We start from the raw sequence: 16,595 nt of genomic DNA on the forward strand, positions 1-16,595 counted from the left end.
AATGCAGACGCATCAACGTGTCGGGGTCATATCTATCATCGCGAGGTGCCCCCTTCCCAGACGTCCGACCACATCCCCGGCCCCGGCGAGCCCCTCGGCCTGGAGGAGGTGGCGCCGTCCGGTCCGCTCGCCGGCCTCGTCGTCGCGGACTTCTCCCGGGTGCTCGCCGGCCCCTACGCCACGATGATGCTGGCGGACCTCGGGGCCACGGTCGTCAAGGTCGAGAACGCCGGCGGCGACGACACCCGCACCTGGATGCCCCCGGTGCACGACGGGCCGGACGGCCCGATGTCCACCTACTACCTCTCGATCAACCGGAACAAGCACTCGATCGTGCTGGACCTCGACGACCCCGAGGACCTCGCCGACGCACACCGGCTCAGCGCCCGCGCCGACGTCATGATCGAGAACTTCAAGCCCGGCGGGCTGCGCCGGTTCGAGCTGGACTACGACGCCGTCCGCGAGCGCAACGCCTCCGTCGTCTACTGCTCCATCAGCGGTTTCGGCACCGCGGGCGGCGCGCACCTGCCCGGGTACGACCTGCTCGTCCAGGCGACGTCCGGGCTGATGAGCCTCACGGGCGAACCCGGGGGGACCCCGTACCGGTCCGGCGTCGCCGTGTTCGACGTGATGACGGGACTGCACGCCGCGGTCGCGATCCTGGCCGCCCTGCAGCACCGGACCGTGACGGGCGAGGGCCAGCACGTCGAGACGAACCTGCTGTCGTCCGCGCTGTCCTGCCTGGTCAACCAGACCTCGGCCTACCTCGCGGGCGACGTCGTGCCGAGCCGGATGGGCAACGCACACCTGAGCCTGTTCCCCTACGAGCCGCTGCCGACGGGGACGGCGAGCTCATCGTCATCGCCGGGAACGACGGCCAGTTCCGCAGGCTCTGCACCGCCCTGGGCGCTCCCGGCTCCCCGACGACCCGCGGTTCGCCTCCATGGCGGACCGCACCCGCAACCGGGAGGTGCTGCGCCCGCTACTGCTGGAACGCCTCGCGACGCGCAGCGCGCAGGAGTGGTTCGACGTCCTGACGGGCGTCGGCGTGCCCTGCGGGCCGATCAACACCGTGGACCAGGGGATCGGGCTGGCGGAGAGCCTCGGCCTGAACCCGGTCGTGCACCCGGGCGGCGGGGTCGGCGTGGTCCGCAATCCGGTGGACTACTCGCTCACCCCGCCCGACTACCGCCGGACGCCGCCGACGCTCGGTGCGGACACCGAGGCCGTCAGGGCGTGGCTGAAGGGGTGAGCGGGGGCCGGCCGGGCGGAGTCAGGGGGTGTCTCCGCCCGGCCGGTGATCGTGCGCGGCCGGGTGCTCAGTTGCCGCCGGAGCCCGAACCGCCGGAGCCCGAACCGCCCGAGCCCGAGCCGCCACCGTTGTTGCCGAACGGGTTGAGCCCGCCGAACGGGTCCCGCTGCTGTGAGGTGGAGCCCCCGCTGCTCGTCGTCGCGCCGGTGTCCTGGATGCTGCCGAGGGTGACGTCGACGGTCCGCGCGGAGGCCCCGGTGCCGACGGTCAGGGTGACCTTGTCGCCGGGGGAGTAGGCGCCGATCCGGGCGACCAGGTCCGAGAAGTCCCCGACGGAGGCGTCCCCGACCTTCGTGACGACGTCGCCCTGCTTCAGCCCGGCCGCCTCGGCCGGGCCGCCGGGGGTGACGGCGGCGATGGTGGCGCCCCCGCCCCGGACGGCGACGAGCTGGTGGAGGCGTTCCCCTGGACCCCGAGCACCGGCTTGGTCGCCTTACCGGTGTTCATGATCTCCTGCGCGACGCGGCGGGCCTGGTCCACCGGGATGGCGAAGCCGAGGCCGATGCTGCCCGTGCTGCCGCTGCCGGACGTGGCGATCGCGGAGTTGATGCCGACGACCTGGCCGTCCAGGTTCACCAGCGGGCCGCCGGAGTTGCCCTGGTTGATCGCGGTGTCCGTCTGCAGGCCGTTGTAGACGACGCCGGTGCCGTCCTCGCCCTCGACGGCGACGGTGCGGTTCAGCGCGCTGACGATGCCGGTGGTCACGGTACCGGTCAGGCCCTGCGGGGACCCGATCGCGACGACCTGCTGGCCGACCTGGACGTCGGAGGTCCGGCCGAGCGTGGCCGCGGTGAGCCCGGAGACGCCGTTGAGCTTGAGGACGGCGAGGTCGTAGCTCGGCGAGGTACCGACGACCGTCGCGGTGTGCGTCGAGCCGTCCGCCAGCGTCACGCTGATCGGCCCGGTCGAGCCCGCCACGACGTGGTTGTTGGTCAGCACGTCCCCGTCGGAGGTCAGGACGACGCCCGAGCCCTCCGCGGTGCCCTGGCCGGTGGTCACCCGGATGTCGACGGTGCTGGGCATCGCCTTGGCGGCGGCCGCGGCGACCGTGCCGTTCGTGGTGGCGGAGGCGTTCGTCCCGGACGCCGGGGTGCCGGTCAGCGTGGTGGTGCTGCTGCTGGGGCTGCCGTCCAGCAGCGCGTACGCGCCCCCGAACCCGGCGCCGCCGCCGACGAGGCCGGCGATCAGGGCGGCCGCGACGATGCCGACCATCGGCCGGGACCTGCGGGGCCGGTCGCCGTCGAGGACGGTGGTGTGACCGCCGGGCGGGTCCGTCGGCCCGCCGGGGCCGCTCGCGCCGCCCGGGCTCCCGGTGCCCGGCGTGGCAGGGCCCTGCTGGGCGCCCGCGTAGGGGCCGTAGGCCGGGGCGCCGTAGGGCGCGCCGTGGCCCTGCTGCCCACCGTATCCGTAGGCGCCGTAGCGGGCCTGCGCCGCGTACTGCTGCGATCCGTACTGCTGTCCGCCGTACTGGCCCGGAGTGTGTGGCTGGGTCGTGTACGGGCTGTAGGAGCCCGCTGCCGACGCGGCGTGCACCGCGGTGGGGCGGTCCGCGCCGTCGGTGCCGTTGACCGCACCCTCGGCCTTCTCGCCCACGGGCTGCGCGGGCGAGGCGACGACATCGGTCGGCCCGTCGATGGGGTCGTTCTGCTGGGTCCGGGTGTCCCGTGCCCTGGTGGCGTCCGCAACGTCCCCATCGGGCCGGGTCTGCCCCCGCTGCTCGTCGGTCATGGCACAAGTGTGAGGCCCGAGTCTGAGACGTTCCTGTGCACGTCCTGGGAATCCGTGCTCAGTACGGCAGGGCAGCGGGTGGACGCCGCGGCCCGGCACCCCGAGTGGAGGCGGAGGAGGGCACCGGGCTGCCGGCGCTGCGCGAGCGGGCGTGGCAGCTCGTGCAGCTCCGGATGGATCTCGCGGCGGCCCTGGACCCGTTCGGGAACCTGATCGCCCTGCGCCGCGGGGGCGCGACCTGGGAGCTGATCGGGAAGGCCGCGGGCGTGAGCCGGCAGTCCGCGCACGAGCGCTGGCCCGCCCGGGTCACGGAGGTTCTGGACCGCTACGGCACGGGGGAGGAGGCCGGCCCGATCGCGGACGGCGAGGCCGGCCTTCCCGCCTGATCAGAGGAGTTCGACGATGGTGGCGTTCGCGGTGCCGCCGCCCTCGCACATGGTCTGCAAGCCGTAGCGGATGTCGCTGTTGCGCATGTGGTGCAGCAGTCGGGTCATCAGGATCGTGCCGGACGCGCCGAGCGGGTGGCCGACGGCGATCGCGCCGCCGAGGGGGTTGAGCACCTTGTCGTCGGCGCCCAGCTCGGCCTGCCAGGCCAGCGGGACGGGGGCGAAGGCCTCGTTGACCTCGAACGCGCCGATGTCGGCGACCGACAGGCCGCTCTTCTTGAGCACCTTCTGCGTCGCCGGGATCGGGCCCGTCAGCATCATCAACGGGTCCGCGCCGCTGACCGCACCGGAGTGGTAGCGCGCGATCGGGGTCAGCCCCAGGTCCTTCGCCTTCTCGGCGGACATGATCAGCGTGGCGGACGCGCCGTCGGAGATCTGCGAGGCGTTGCCCGCGTGGATCACGCCGTGCTCGTTGAAGGACGGCTTGAGCTTCGCCAGCGTGTCCGGGGTGGTGCCGCGGCGCAGGCCCTCGTCCGCGGTGAAGTCCGGGTGGCCGGGGATCGGGGCCAGTTGGCCGTCGAAGGCGCCGGAGTCGATCGCGGCGGCGGCCAGCTCATGGCTGCGCGAGGAGTACTCGTCCAGGCGCCGGCGGGTGAATCCCCACTTCGCGGCGATCCGCTCGGCGCCGATGCCCTGGTTGAAGTCCTCGCCGGGGAACTCGCCGCCGGTCAGGTCCACGGCGTAGCGCTCGCGCACCAGCGGGCCGTAGGGGCGGCCGAGGTCCCGGCCGGCGCCCAGCGGCACCCGGGTCATGGCCTCGACGCCCCCGGCGACGACGACGTCGTACTGCCCGGACATCACCATCCCGGCCGCGAAGTCGAACGACGACTGGCTCGACCCGCAGGCCCGGTTGATCGTCACACCGGGCACGGTCTCCGGCCAGCCCGCGGCGAGGACGGCGTAGCGGCCGATCTGCGCCGCCTGGTCCCCGACCTGGTTCACGCAGCCCCACACGACGTCGTCGATCACGTTCGGGTCGATGCCGGTGCGCTCCTGCAGGGCGCGCAGCACGTACGCGGAGAGGTCGACGGGGTGCACGTCGGCCAGCGAACCCTTCCGCTTGCCGATGGGGGTGCGGACCGCGTCGACGATGACGGCCTCGGCCATGGGGTACTCCTCGGAGATTCGGGCCCAACTTAACGAACGTACGGCACAGGGTGGCTCTCCTGAACGTAGGTCGTGCCCGGGCCGAACGCCAGGCTCGGGGGCATTCGGCCCCCGGGCCGGCATGAAGCAGCTCATACGATCGGGCCCGGCGGGGACAGGCCTGGATCGATGCGGTAGCGTCGGTCGCAGCGAAGGGGAGTAGCTCTCAACGCCGCGGTCGACATACTGGCGAGTCACCTCGCCCGGCCGCGCGGCCTGTCCACCACCAGGCGAGCGAGACCTTCGATCCGACATGGTCGGATCGAAGAGGCCCCTATTCCTCTCCGGTCCGGCCCTGAGATCGAGGGGTTGGACCGTGCACGACGTCCTGTTCGCGTTCGCGCTGAGCTTCGGGGTCATCTTCGTCGCCGAGCTCGGCGACAAGTCGCAGCTCATGGCTCTGACGTTCGCGACCCGCTACAAGACATGGCCGGTACTCATCGGCATCACGATCGCCACGTCGCTCGTCCACCTGGTGTCCGTGGCCATCGGTTTCGGCCTCGGCTCGTCGCTGCCCACGGGCTGGATCGCGCTCGTCGCGGCCATCGCCTTCTTCGGTTTCGGCGCGTGGACCTTGCGTGGTGACTCGCTCACCGACGAGGAGGAGGCGAAGGCCGGGCGCAGGGCGCGCTCCGCCGTCGTCGCCGTGTCGGTGGCGTTCTTCCTGGCCGAGCTCGGCGACAAGACGATGCTCGCCACGATCACCCTGGCCACCCAGCACGGCTGGTTCGGCGTCTGGCTCGGCTCCACGCTCGGCATGGTCGTCGCGGACGCGCTCGCGATCGTCGTCGGCCGCCAGCTGGGCAAGCGGCTGCCGGAGAAGACGATCCGCTACGGCGCCTCGGTGCTGTTCGTGCTGTTCGGCGCCGTGCTGCTGGTCGACTCGATCGGGCAGCTCAGCGGTCGCCCCGCCTGGGACGTCGTGGCCGGGGCGCTCAACCACCACCTCGCGGGCTGGATCGCGCTGGCGCTCGGCGTCGTCACGATCGTGGGCGGGGCGTACGGCCGCCGGTGGGCGCGGGCCGGTGCGCGGCGCTCGCCGCTCGCCGCCGGGGTGGGCTCCCCGGCGTGGTGGTCCCGGGTGCTCTTCGGGCTCGCCCTGTTGCTCGGCCTGGCGGCGCCGCTGCTCGTGGCGGCGGACGTCATCCAGCCGTTCCAGCTGTTCAGCCGGCCCAGCTACGTCGTGGTCGGGGCGGGTGTCCTGCTCCTCGGTCTCGCGTTGCTGCTGGCCTCGCTCGCGCAGCTGGGCTCGGCGCGCAGGCGCGGCGGCGCGCCGCTCGCGCTCGCCACGAGCGGCCTCTACTCGCGGGTGCGCTACCCCGCGTTCACCGGCATGATCGTGGCGACGGCGGGCCTGCTGGTGATGGTGCCCACCGCGCTCGCGCTGCTCGCGACGGTGCTCATCGTCGTCGCGGTGCAGATCCAGGCGCGCGGGGTGCGGGAGCCGGGCCTGAGCCGGGAAGCTCGGGGAGGACTACGCGAACTACGTGGCCCGCACCGGCCGCTTCCTGCCGCGGGTCCGCCCGCCGGAGCCCGAGCACACCCCGGGGATGCCGGCGGACACGGACCGCCAGCGCGTGGGCTGAGCCCCGGACCGGCACGGAGAAGGGCCACCTCAGGTCGTGAGGTGGCCCTTCTCGTCGTCCCGGGTCAGGAGTACCAGGTCGGCTCCGGGAGCTCGTCGCGCAGCAGGAAGGCCCCCACCTCGCGGCGCTTGTAGGCCACCGGGTCGTGCAGGGTGTGGGTGCGGACGTTGCGCCAGAACCGGTCGAAGCCGAGCGCGGCGGTGGTGGAGCGGGCGCCCAGGCCCTCGAAGATCCCCGCGGTGATCTCCAGCGCGACCTCGGTGGCCCGCGCCTTCACCGCCGCGACCCGCACCTCGTGCTCGCCGCGCTGCCGCTCGGTCACGTTCCAGGCGTCGCGGTGGATCGCGAGCCCCTCCTGCGCCACCTGGTCCGCCAGCGCCTCGACGGCCCACAGCTTCGACGCGTAGTCCCCGTAGAGGTCCAGCTGGTACGGCTCGTCGACGGCCCGGTCCGCGTCGCTGTGCAGCCAGGAGCGGGCGCTGGTGCGGGTGTACCCGGCCCCGGTCTCGAGCGCCCCGCGGGCGATGCCGAGGTAGAAGTTGACGAACACGAGCTGGATCGTCGGCACGTTGAGCGTGTTGTAGACCCGCGGCCGGAAGGTCCGGTCGACGAAGCCGGCCGCTGCCTCCCACGGCACCTGGACCTCGGAGATCGTGACCCCGCCGCTCTCGGTGAGCCGCTGGCCGATGTTGTCCCAGTCGTCGTGGAACGCGATACCGGGCTGGTCGCTGGGCACGATCGCGAAGACGTGCGTGTCCGTGCCTTCGAGGACGCCCTCGAGCACGGTCACGTCGGAGACCCTGCTGCCCGTGGAGAAGGACTTCCGGCCGTTGTAGACGAGGTGGTCGCCCGCGTCCCGGATCACCACGTCCGCGTCGCGGGGGTTGACCGCGCCGCCGAAGAACCAGCGGTTGCGGGTGGCGTCCGCCTCGACGGCGGCGATCTGCTCGGGCGTGCCGACCAGACGCGCGGCCCAGAACCAGAGGTAGTGGTAGCCGAGGAGCTGGCCGATGGAGCCGTCGCCCGCGGCGACCTCGCGGACGACCCGGTAGGCGAGCGGCCACTCCTGGCCCGCGCCGCCGTGCTCGACGGGGCCGAGCAGGGTGACGAGGCCGGAGTCCTTCAGCAGCGCGACCTCGTCGTAGGGGGTGGCGCCGGCCCTGTCGCGGGCGGCCGCATCGGCCTCCAGGATCTCGCGCACCTCGCGGGCCCGGGCGACCCACCCGTCGGCGGAGGTGGGTACGGGGTGGGTGGCCCAGGCGGGAGCGGCGGTCCGGTCGTTCTCGATCGTCGTCACGGTTCACGTGCCTTTCGGGGTGATTTCGGGCAGGCGGAAAGAGGCCTTTCGCGCACGTCGCGAAACGCCGGGAAAAGGAATGGAGAATTTGTTCCGGCGGGCGGGGGGACGACACCGCCGACCGGAGTGCGCAGAGGAGTTCAGCTCAGGAAGACGTCACCGAGCTGCGAAGATGTGGCGCGCGAGGGTGCAGGTCCCGCGGTCGGTACTACCGACAGGCGGTGGACACCGCACGAAACAGATCGACGTGACGTCGACGGGTGAGTTCCTGCGTAACCACGATCTCTACTCTCGTGAAGAACGGGAGGAATGTCAAGCGCGGGAAAGAAGCGACGGCCGGTGGGAATTGCCCACCGGCCGTCACGGGCAGTGCTTTGTGCCGGGCCGGCAGCTCAGCGTGCGGCGGTGACCAGCTCGCGCGCGCCGAGGGCGGCCTCCTTCTCGCGGATGATCGGCAGCACGTGCCGGCCGAAGTACTCGACCTCCTCCTGGAAGTGGAGGTAGCCGAGCAGCAGCAGGTTCGCGCCGCGCCGCTTGTACTCGATCGCGCGGTCCGCGATCTGCTCGGGCGTGCCGATGAGCTGGGTGCGGAAACCGTCGTTGTACTGGACGAGGTCGGAGAACGACGAGTCCGCCCACATGCCGCGCTTGTCCCCGGTGGAGTTCCCGGCCTGCTGCACAGCGTCCCGGAAGCCCTCGACGGCGGGCTTGTTGGCCTTGGCGATGATCTCGCGGAGGGTCTCGCGGGCCTCCTTCTCGGAGTCGCGGGCGATCATGAAGCCGTTGAGCCCGAACCTCGGCGTCCGGCCCACCTCGGCGGCGTGCGCGTTCACCTCGGCGACCTGCTCGGAGAAGCCCTCGTAGTCCTTGCCGTTGCTGAAGTACCAGTCGGACACGCGCCCGCCGTTGCGCCGGGCCGCGGTGGAGTTCCCGCCCTGGAAGATCTCGGGGTGCGCCCGGCCGGGGACGGCGAGCGGCTTGGGCTTCAGGTCGTAGTCGTGGATCCGGTAGAAGTCGCCCCGGAACTCCGCGCAGTCGCTGGTCCAGATCTCGCGCAGGACCCGGATGAACTCCTCGGACCGGCGGTAGCGCTCGTCGTGCTCGAGCCACGGCTCGCCGAGAGCGGTGAACTCGTCCTTGAGCCAGCCGCTGACCACGTTGACGGCGACGCGGCCGCCGGAGAGGTGGTCCGCGGTGGCGACCCACTTCGCGAGCACCGCGGGCTGCCAGAGTCCGGGGTGGACGGCGGCGATCACCTTGAGCCGCTCGGTGGCGAGCAGCAGGGCGAGGGAGAAGCTGGTGGACTCGTGCTGGTGGTCCGCGCCGTAGCTGGCCATGTAGCGGACCTGGGACAGCGCGTACTCGAAGCCGTTGTCCTCGGCGGTCCGCGCCAGCTTCTTGTTGTACTCGTAGCCCCAGTCGGTGCGCTGCTCGATGGTGCTGGTGACGAGGCCACCGCTGACGTTGGGCACCCAGTAGGCGAACTTCAGGGGCTCGTTCGCGGGCGTGTCGGACACAGAGTTCTCCTGTGGAAAGGGGGTCAGGTACGCGAGGGTCGTGAGGTGCGCGGAGCTATCGACACGCGCAGGAGACGACGCGCAGCTGATCCACATGACGTCTGCGCGTCAAGGGAGTCCTGGCCACGACACGACTCGACCAGACGGGGTAGCCCTTGTCAACCCGGGCGTCCCGCACGTACCGGGCCGCCGAGGCGGGCGGCGGTTCGTCCCGGTGGGCCTTCCTCGCGCTCGGCATCGAGCTGCCGCTGACCCTGCGCCGGGCGATCGTCGCGGGCGTGTTCGGGGTGATCGGGTTCGTGCTGGCGCTCACGGGCCTGGAGGACGCCGGGGAGAAGTACGAGGCGTTCCTGCTGATCATCGCCTACTGGATCGGGCCCTGGCTCGGCGTCTACCTCACGGACTGGTACCTGCGCCGCCGCCAGGACGAGGCCGTCCTGGCCGGCCTGCTGTTCGACCGGACCCACAACCCGTGGGGCGGGTTCGCCGCGATGTCGATCGCGATGGTCGTCTCGATCGCGCTGTTCTGTGCCCAGACCCTGTACACGGGTCCGGTGGCCGCGGCGTTCCCCGGCATCGGCGAGCTGACCTTCGAGGTCGGTTTCGTCCTCGCCGCGGGTCTTTACGCCCTGTTCGGCGCGAAGGCGCGCCGTCAGCTCGTGTAGTGGCCCGCGTGGGCGGCCCTGAGCTTGTACTTGAGGACCTTGCCGCCCACCGTCTCCGGCAGCGCGTCCGCGAAGACGATCGCCTTCGGCGTCTCGAAGCCGGCGAGACGTTCCTTGCAGAACGCGATGACGTCCGCCTCGACGGGCGACGTGCCCGGCCGGGGCAGGACGACGGCGGTGACGGCCTCGCCCCAGCGGTCGTGCGCGAGCCCGATCACCGCGGCCCGCAGCACGTCCGGGTGCTCGTGCAGCACCGCCTCGACCCGCATGCTCGACACGTTCTCGCCACCGGACTTCACGATGTCCTTGTAGCGGTCGACCATGATCCGCAGGCCGTCGCCGTCGACCGTCGCGCTGTCGCCCGAGTGGAACCAGCCGCCGCGGAACGCCTCGGCCGTGGCCTCGGGGTTGCGGTAGTAGCCGGCGGTCATGATGGGCGAGCGGTAGACGGCCTCGCCGGGTTCGCCGCGTACGGGCTCGCCCAGCTCGTCGACGACGTCGGAGGCGAGCAGCGGGCTGGGCACCCCCACGTAGTTGACGGCCGGGGCACTGCGTCGGTGCACCTCCGGCCACCTCGTGGGCCAGAACCGGTGGCAGGCGATGGCCTCGGTCTGGCCGAAGATCCCGAGCGTGACGAGCTCGTGCCCGACCCGCGCGTCGAGGTTCTCGAGCAGGCCGGGGAGAGCGCGCCCCAGCCGTAGACGAGCGTGGTGAGGCTCGTGAGGTCCAGCTCCGGCCGGCTCTCCAGCTCGGCCGTCAGCGCCGCGACGAACTGGGGCGAACCGGCCCACAGCGCCGTCGCCCGCTCCTCCGCCAGGGCGTCGGCGACCGGTCCCGGCGCGGGCCTGCGCCCGATGATCACCGTGCCGCCGGCGAGCATCGCGCCGAGCGGGAACAGCACGTCCCCGATGTGGTAGATCAGCGGCAGGAACGTGACGAGCCGCAGGTCCGCCTCGTGCGGCAGGCCGCGGCTGAGCGACAGCGCGAAGTTCATCCCCGCCAGGTGGGCGTAGGTGTGGGAGAGCATCACGCCCTTGGGCATCGCCGTGGTGCCCGAGGTGAACAGCAGCTGGAAGATGTCGTCGCCGTGGATCTCGACGTCGGGCTCGGTCGTGGGCTGCCCGTCCAGGAGTTCGGTGAAGGTCCGGCTGCCCGCGACGGCACCGCCGCCGACGGTGATCGTGGCGCCGACGGTGAGGCCGGTGGCGGCGAAGGGCGCCTCGGCGCGGGGCCACAGCTCGGCGTCGACGAGGGCGAACCGGGGTTCGGCGAGCCGGATCAGGTGCTCGAGGACGTCCGGGGCCAGGTTCGGGTTCAGCGGCACCGCGACCATCCCGGCCTTGGCGATGCCGAACTTCGCCAGGTAGGCCTCGATCGAGTTCTCGCAGACCAGCAGCACCCGGTCCCCGGGCTCCAGTCCCGCCGCCGCGAGCGCGTGCGCGAGTCGGTTCGCGGTCTCGTCCGCCTCGCGGTAGGTGACGGCGGCGAAGCGCTCGTCCCCGTAGGCCCCGGGGCGCCCGGCGACCGCGACCTGGTCCGGGTAGCTCCAGGTCAGCCGCTCGAACACGTCGCCGAGGGCGGTGCGTTCCCAGCGGTTCACCGCGCGCCGCCCGCGCAGGGTCTCGACGTCGATCCGCGAGGCGTCCGGGAGGTCGGATCCGTGCGGTGCGAACGGCAGTCCGGTGGTGTCGCTGCTGGTGACGCTCATGCCCGTTCAGCTCCCTTGCTGGTGGCCTGCCGGCCAGCATGGCGTGACGCCGGCCACGTCGGCAAGAGCTAAGTCACCGCGGGTTCACTCGCGAGCGCCGCCGGGGCGGTGATCCCGAGGCAGGCGTGCGCCATCTCGTCGAGCAGTTCGGCGAGCCGCTCCGGGGCCAGCCCGCTGCGGAAGAACAGGGTGGACTGGATCGCCCCGACGGCCGCGTGCACCGCCAGCCGCAGCTCCCCGTCCGCCAGGTCCCGGCGGAGTGGGGCGAGCACGTGCACCCACTCCTCGATGTAGTGCCGCTGCGCGCGGCGCAGCCGGCGGCGCTCGTCCTCGGGCAGGTTGTGGATCTCCCGGTGGTAGACGGCGAGCACCGTGCGGTCCTGGATCGCGACCCGGATATGGTCCCTGATCAGGGCGGACAGGGCGGTTCGGTCGTCCGCGCCGCTGGTCAGGATCTCGGCGGCGCCGGCCTGCAGCCGGCTCATCACCCCGTCCAGCAGGGCGATCAGGATCGCGTCCTTGCTGTCGAAATGACGATAGATCCCGGAGCCGACGATCCCGGCCTCGGCGCCGATGTCCGCCATGCCGACGGTGTGGAACCCCCGGCGCGCGGCGAGCTCGGCCGCCGCGACGAGGATCCGTTCCCGACGGCCGGGATCGCGCCGGCGTCGGGCCCCGGAAGGAGCGGAGGCGGTCATCTGGTCATCATGGCAGGGGCACGCTAAGGTCGCCATGAGTGAACCGCTAATCACTCAAGGGGTCGCGAAGCAGACGGGCGCGACCGGGATCAGGCATCACCGGGATCAGGGCCCCACCGAGATCAGGAGTCACCGTGGACTTCGTCGAGAGCGACGAGCACCGCGACCTGCGCGCCGCGGTCGGGAGCATCGCCGCGCCGTACGGCGGGAGCTACTACGCCGAGCACGCCCGCGCAGGGGAACCGTGCGCCGAGCTCTGGAAGGACCTCGGGGACGCCGGGTTCGTCGGCGTCAACGTGGGCGAGGAGTACGGCGGCGGCGGCGGCGGCCTGGTCGAGCTCGCGCTGGTCTGCGAGGAGATCGCGGCTCAGGGCGCGCCGATCCTGCTGCTCCTGGTCTCGGCGGCGATCTCGGCCGAGGTGATCGAGGAGTTCGGCAGCGACTCCCAGCGCAAGGAGTGGCTGCCCGGGCTCGCGAGCGGCCGGACGAAGGTCGTCTTCGCGATCACCGAGCCGAACGCCGGCTCCAACACCCACCAGCTCTCCACCACCGCCACCCGCTCGGGCGACGAGTGGGTGATCAACGGCGAGAAGTACTACATCTCCGGGGTCGACGAGGCGGAGGCGCTGCTGCTCGTCGCGCGCAGCGGCAAGGACGCGAACGGCAACGCCAAGCTGTCCCTCTTCCTCGTCCCGACGGACGCGCCGGGCCTGCAGAAGACCCGCCTGCCCGTCGACGTGATGCTCCCCGAGAAGCAGTTCACCCTGCACTTCGACGACGTCCGGCTCCCCGCCTCCGCGCTCGTCGGCGAGGAGGGCGCCGGGTTCCGCCAGGTGTTCCACGGCCTCAACCCGGAGCGGATCACCGGTGCGGCGCTGTGCGTCGGCATCGCCCGCTACGCGCTCACCCGGGCCTCCCGGTACGCGAACGACCGTCAGGTCTGGGACCGCCCGATCGGCGCCCACCAGGGCATCTCGCACCCGCTGGCGAAGGCCAAGGTCGAGACCGAGCTGGCCGCGCTGATGACGCAGAAGGCCGCGTGGCTGCACGACCAGGGGCTCCCGGCCGGCGAGGCGTCCAACATGGCGAAGTACGCGGCCGCCGAGGCCGCGGTCGCCGCGATCGACGCCGCGATGCAGACCCACGGCGGCAACGGCGTGGCCGCCGAGTTCGGCCTGCTGCCGTACTGGGGGCTGGCCCGGTTGCTCCGGATCGCGCCGGTGAGCCGCGAGATGATCCTGAACTTCGTCGCCCAGCACAGCCTGGGCCTCCCGCGGTCCTACTGAGACGGAGACCGTCATGGACCTGAACGAGAACCTCATCCAGCGGATCAACATCGGGGACTCGCTGACCCGCACCGCCGCCGTCCGGCCCGCGCAGCTCGCGGTGGTCGACGGGGACCGGCGCTGGACGTACGGCGAGTTCAACGCCTGGGTCAACCGGCTCGCGCACGGCCTCGCCGGGCGCGGCTACTCCCGCGGGGACGCACTGGCGCTGGCCTCGGCGAACAGCGCCGAGTTCCTCGCCGTCTACTACGCGTGCGCCAAGCTCGGGGTCGTCTGCGTGCCGATCAACCTCGGCTGGCGGCCGGACGAGGTGGCCTACGTTCTCGGGCACTCCGAGGCCCGCGGGATGGTCGTGGAGAGCCAGCTCGTCCCGGCGATGAGCGAGGCCGTCGCGAAGGTCTCGGACGTCGAGGACGTGATCGTCGCGCCGGGGACGCACGCGGAGTACCCGGCGGAACCCGCGGACCGGCACTGGTCCACCACCGAGGAGCTGCTGGCCGACGAGGCGTCGGAACCCGAGTGCATCGTCGACGACACCGACGGGCTCAGCTACCTCTACACGTCCGGCACCACGTCGTTCCCGAAGGGCGTCGTCGGCACGCACAAGGCGATCTACCTGGGCTCGATGTCCGGGGCGCTGGAGGGTGGCTGGAGCGCGGCGGACCGGTTCACGGCGATGATGCCGATGTTCCACACCGCCCAGCTCAACGCGTTCTGCACGCCCGCGGTCATGGTCGGTGCCACGATCCACGTGCTCCGCGGCTTCGACCCGCGGGTCTTCCTGGACACGATCGAGCGGGAGCGGATCACGCAGGTCTTCGGGCTGCCGATGATGTTCCGCGCGGCCCTGGACCACCCGTCGTTCGCGGGGCGGGACCTCTCGTCGCTCAAGCGCGCCGTCTATGCGATGGCACCGATGCCGGACGCGTTGATCCGGGCCTGCCTGGAAGGCTTCGCCTGCGACTTCGCGCTGCTCTTCGGCCAGACCGAGATGAGCCCGGTGACCACGCTGTTCCGCCCCGAGCATCAGCTCACGCACATCGGCGCGGTCGGCACGCCGATCACCGGCGTCCAGGTCGGGATCATGGGCCCGGACGGGCAGCTGCTCCCGCAGGGCGAGCAGGGCGAGATCGTCTACCGCGGCCCGTCGACCATGCAGGGGTACCTGCGCAACCCCGACGCCACCGCGGCGGCGTTCGCCCACGGCTGGTTCCACTCCGGCGACGTCGGCCGGTTCGACGCCGACGGCGTGCTCTGGTTCGCGGACCGCTACAAGGACGTGATCAAGACCGGCGGCGAGAACGTGGCGTCGATCGAGGTCGAGAAGGCGGTCTACGCGGCCGACCCGTCCGTGGCGGAGGTCGTGGTGGTCGGGCTGCCGCACGAGCGGTGGAGCGAGGCGATCACCGCCGTCGTCGTGCCGAAGCCGGGCGAGAGCGTCGACCCGGACGCGTTGATCGCGGCGCTCAAGCAGCGGCTCGACGGCTACAAGGTCCCGAAGTCCGTGATCGTCACCGACGACCTCCCGCGGACCTCCACCGGGAAGATCCAGAAGAACCTGGTCCGCGAGGCGAACGCGGCGCACTACGGGCAGCTCCTGACATGCCGGTCCTGAAGTCCCTGCTCGATCTCTCCTCGGAGACGTACGCGAGCAACCGGAAGAACCAGCTCGCGGTGCTCGACCAGCTCAACGAGCAGCTCGAGCTGGCCATCGCCGGCGGCGGCGAGCGCTACATGAAGCGGCACCGGGACCGCGGGAAGCTGCCCGCCCGCGAGCGCGTCGAGCTGCTGCTGGACCCGGACAGCCCGTTCCTGGAGCTCTCCCCGCTGGCCGCGTGGGGCACCGAGTTCGCCGTGGGTGCCAGCGAGATCACCGGGATCGGCGTCGTGTCCGGGGTGGAGTGCGTGCTCATCGCGCACGACCCCACGGTCCGCGGCGGGGCGATGAACCCGTACTCGCTGAAGAAGACGCTGCGCGCGTTGGAGATCGCCCGGATCAACCGGCTCCCGGTGATCAACCTCGTGGAGTCCGGCGGCGCGGACCTACCCACCCAGGCGGACCTGTTCGTGCCCGCCGGGCGGATCTTCCACGAGCTCGCCGAGCTCTCCTCGATGGCGATCCCGACCGTCGCCCTGGTGTTCGGCAACTCGACGGCCGGCGGCGCGTACGTCCCGGGCATGTGCGACTACGCGGTGTTGGTGGACAAGCAGGCCAAGGTGTTCCTCGGTGGTCCGCCGCTGGTCAAGATGGCAACCGGCGAGGACGCGGACGACGAGTCCCTCGGCGGGGCCGAGATGCACTCCCGGGTGTCCGGGCTGAGCGACTACTTCGCCGCGGACGAGCACGACGCCATCCGGCTGGGCCGGGAGATCATGTCCCGGATCAACTGGCACAAGCTCGGGCCCGCGCCGCTGGCGAACCCGGAGCCGCCGCGCTACGACCCGGACGAGATCCTCGGCATCGTCCCCACGGACACGAAGGTCCCGTTCGACCCGCGGGAGATCCTCGCGCGCACCGTCGACGGCTCGGACTTCGACGAGTACAAGCCGCTCTACGGGACGTCGCTGGTCACCGGCTGGGCGCAGATCCACGGCTATCCGGTCGGCGTGCTCGCCAACCACCGCGGGGTGCTGTTCAGCGAGGAGGCCAAGAAGGCGTCCGAGTTCATCCTGCTGGCGAACCAGACGGACACGCCGCTGATCTTCCTGCAGAACACCACCGGCTACATGGTCGGCACGGACTACGAGCAGGGCGGGATCATCAAGGACGGCGCCAAGATGATCAACGCCGTCACGAACAGCCAGGTCCCGCACCTGACGATCAACATGGCGTCGTCGTTCGGGGCGGGCAACTACGGCATGTCCGGGCGCGCCTACGACCCGCGGCTCATGTTCGCCTGGCCCGGCGCCAAGCTCGCGGTGATGGGCGCGGCCCAGCTCGCCGGCGTCATGTCGATCGTCGGGAAGGCCTCCGCGGCGTCGCAGGGCAAGCCCTTCGACGACGATGCGGACGCGCGGCGGACCGCGCAGATCGAGGCGCAGATCGAGGCGGAGTCGCACTCGTTCTACGTCACCGCCCGGCTCTACGACGACGGGATCATCGACCCGCGGGACACCCGCACCGTGCTGGGGATGTCGCTCTCGGCTGTCCACTCGACCACCGTCGCCGGCCGCCGCGGCTTCGGCGTCTTCCGGATGTGAGGACC

The 16,595-nt window shown here is 71.8% G+C and carries 14 protein-coding genes and 1 pseudogene; 7 read left to right on the forward strand and 8 right to left on the reverse strand.

What is annotated here, in order from left to right:
• Positions 1-99 precede the first annotated feature (99 nt).
• Positions 100-1,252 (forward strand): annotated as a pseudogene (locus tag WBK50_RS05200) (CaiB/BaiF CoA transferase family protein).
• A gap of 67 nt (positions 1,253-1,319) precedes the next feature.
• Here WBK50_RS05200 and WBK50_RS05205 read toward each other — a convergent pair.
• Both WBK50_RS05205 and WBK50_RS05210 read right to left on the reverse strand, forming a co-directional pair.
• The gene (locus WBK50_RS05205) at positions 1,320-1,670 is read right to left on the reverse strand and encodes a PDZ domain-containing protein (RefSeq protein WP_341339301.1); all 351 of its coding nucleotides are present in this window, start codon (positions 1,668-1,670) and stop codon (positions 1,320-1,322) included.
• Positions 1,625-3,040, reverse strand: coding sequence for a S1C family serine protease (locus tag WBK50_RS05210; protein ID WP_341334492.1), 1,416 nt, complete (start codon positions 3,038-3,040; stop codon positions 1,625-1,627). Before WBK50_RS05210 ends, WBK50_RS05205 begins: the two co-directional genes overlap by 46 nt.
• A gap of 104 nt (positions 3,041-3,144) precedes the next feature.
• On the opposite strand from WBK50_RS05210, the gene WBK50_RS05215 reads away from it, so the two are divergent.
• Positions 3,145-3,426 carry a hypothetical protein gene (locus tag WBK50_RS05215; protein ID WP_341334493.1) on the forward strand — a complete coding sequence of 94 codons (282 nt, stop codon included), beginning with the start codon at positions 3,145-3,147 and terminating at the stop codon, positions 3,424-3,426.
• Here the strand turns inward: WBK50_RS05215 and WBK50_RS05220 are convergent, their stop codons facing one another.
• Entirely contained in the window at positions 3,427-4,593 is a 1,167-nt protein-coding gene (locus tag WBK50_RS05220; RefSeq protein WP_341334494.1) for a thiolase family protein, read from the reverse strand. It lies immediately after the preceding gene.
• 355 nt (positions 4,594-4,948) lie between these two features.
• Here WBK50_RS05220 and WBK50_RS05225 point away from each other — a divergent pair, with 355 nt between their 5' ends.
• Positions 4,949-6,352, forward strand: a complete 1,404-nt coding sequence (locus WBK50_RS05225; RefSeq protein ID WP_341334495.1) for a TMEM165/GDT1 family protein — start codon at positions 4,949-4,951, stop codon at positions 6,350-6,352.
• On the opposite strand, the gene WBK50_RS05230 is transcribed toward WBK50_RS05225, so the two are convergent.
• Complete coding sequence (locus WBK50_RS05230) at positions 6,283-7,506, reverse strand: acyl-CoA dehydrogenase family protein (RefSeq protein ID WP_341339302.1); 1,224 nt, start codon at positions 7,504-7,506, stop codon at positions 6,283-6,285. The two genes, WBK50_RS05225 and WBK50_RS05230, sit on opposite strands and share 70 nt — an antisense overlap.
• A 401-nt stretch (positions 7,507-7,907) precedes the next feature.
• Positions 7,908-9,032 (reverse strand): dimethylsulfone monooxygenase SfnG, encoded by a 1,125-nt coding sequence (gene sfnG, locus WBK50_RS05235; RefSeq protein ID WP_341334496.1) that lies wholly within the window; start codon positions 9,030-9,032, stop codon positions 7,908-7,910.
• Between the two features lie 155 nt (positions 9,033-9,187).
• Here sfnG and WBK50_RS05240 point away from each other — a divergent pair, with 155 nt between their 5' ends.
• Complete coding sequence (locus tag WBK50_RS05240; protein ID WP_341334497.1) at positions 9,188-9,697, forward strand: hypothetical protein; 510 nt, start codon at positions 9,188-9,190, stop codon at positions 9,695-9,697.
• Here WBK50_RS05240 and WBK50_RS05245 read toward each other — a convergent pair.
• The 3 genes from WBK50_RS05245 to WBK50_RS05255 all read right to left on the reverse strand — a co-directional run bounded on the left by WBK50_RS05245 (position 9,685) and on the right by WBK50_RS05255 (position 12,103).
• Positions 9,685-10,221, reverse strand: a complete 537-nt coding sequence (locus tag WBK50_RS05245) for an AMP-binding enzyme (protein ID WP_341334498.1) — start codon at positions 10,219-10,221, stop codon at positions 9,685-9,687. The genes WBK50_RS05240 and WBK50_RS05245 overlap by 13 nt on opposite strands.
• On the reverse strand, positions 10,125-11,405 hold the full coding sequence (locus WBK50_RS05250; RefSeq protein ID WP_341334499.1) for an AMP-binding protein: 1,281 nt from the start codon (positions 11,403-11,405) through the stop codon (positions 10,125-10,127). Before WBK50_RS05250 ends, WBK50_RS05245 begins: the two co-directional genes overlap by 97 nt.
• 68 nt (positions 11,406-11,473) lie before the next feature.
• Positions 11,474-12,103: a TetR/AcrR family transcriptional regulator gene (locus tag WBK50_RS05255; RefSeq protein ID WP_341334500.1), complete on the reverse strand. Its 630-nt coding sequence runs from the start codon at positions 12,101-12,103 to the stop codon at positions 11,474-11,476.
• 134 nt (positions 12,104-12,237) lie between these two features.
• On the opposite strand from WBK50_RS05255, the gene WBK50_RS05260 reads away from it, so the two are divergent.
• From WBK50_RS05260 to WBK50_RS05270, 3 genes are read left to right on the forward strand one after another with little or no spacing between them, the layout of a single operon-like run.
• Entirely contained in the window at positions 12,238-13,389 is a 1,152-nt protein-coding gene (locus WBK50_RS05260) for an acyl-CoA dehydrogenase family protein (protein ID WP_341334501.1), read from the forward strand.
• 13 nt (positions 13,390-13,402) lie between these two features.
• A complete protein-coding gene (locus tag WBK50_RS05265; RefSeq protein ID WP_341334502.1) occupies positions 13,403-15,004 on the forward strand; it encodes a long-chain-fatty-acid--CoA ligase in 1,602 nt (533 codons plus the stop codon).
• Complete coding sequence (locus WBK50_RS05270; RefSeq protein WP_341334503.1) at positions 14,992-16,590, forward strand: acyl-CoA carboxylase subunit beta; 1,599 nt, start codon at positions 14,992-14,994, stop codon at positions 16,588-16,590. Before WBK50_RS05265 ends, WBK50_RS05270 begins: the two co-directional genes overlap by 13 nt.
• Positions 16,591-16,595 lie beyond the last annotated feature (5 nt).

It is taken from the genome of Pseudonocardia sp. T1-2H (genome assembly GCF_038039215.1).
Classification (GTDB): domain Bacteria; phylum Actinomycetota; class Actinomycetes; order Mycobacteriales; family Pseudonocardiaceae; genus Pseudonocardia.

Excerpts from the sequence above, each read along its gene's own strand:
- WBK50_RS05210 (WP_341334492.1), bottom strand. The coding sequence starts at position 3,040 with ATGACCGACGAGCAGCGGGGGCAGACCCGGCCCGATGGGGACGTTGCG.
- WBK50_RS05220 (WP_341334494.1), bottom strand. The coding sequence starts at position 4,593 with ATGGCCGAGGCCGTCATCGTCGACGCGGTCCGCACCCCCATCGGCAAG.
- WBK50_RS05250 (WP_341334499.1), bottom strand. The coding sequence starts at position 11,405 with ATGAGCGTCACCAGCAGCGACACCACCGGACTGCCGTTCGCACCGCAC.
- WBK50_RS05255 (WP_341334500.1), bottom strand. The coding sequence starts at position 12,103 with ATGACCGCCTCCGCTCCTTCCGGGGCCCGACGCCGGCGCGATCCCGGC.
- WBK50_RS05265 (WP_341334502.1), top strand. The coding sequence starts at position 13,403 with ATGGACCTGAACGAGAACCTCATCCAGCGGATCAACATCGGGGACTCG.
- WBK50_RS05270 (WP_341334503.1), top strand. The coding sequence starts at position 14,992 with ATGCCGGTCCTGAAGTCCCTGCTCGATCTCTCCTCGGAGACGTACGCG.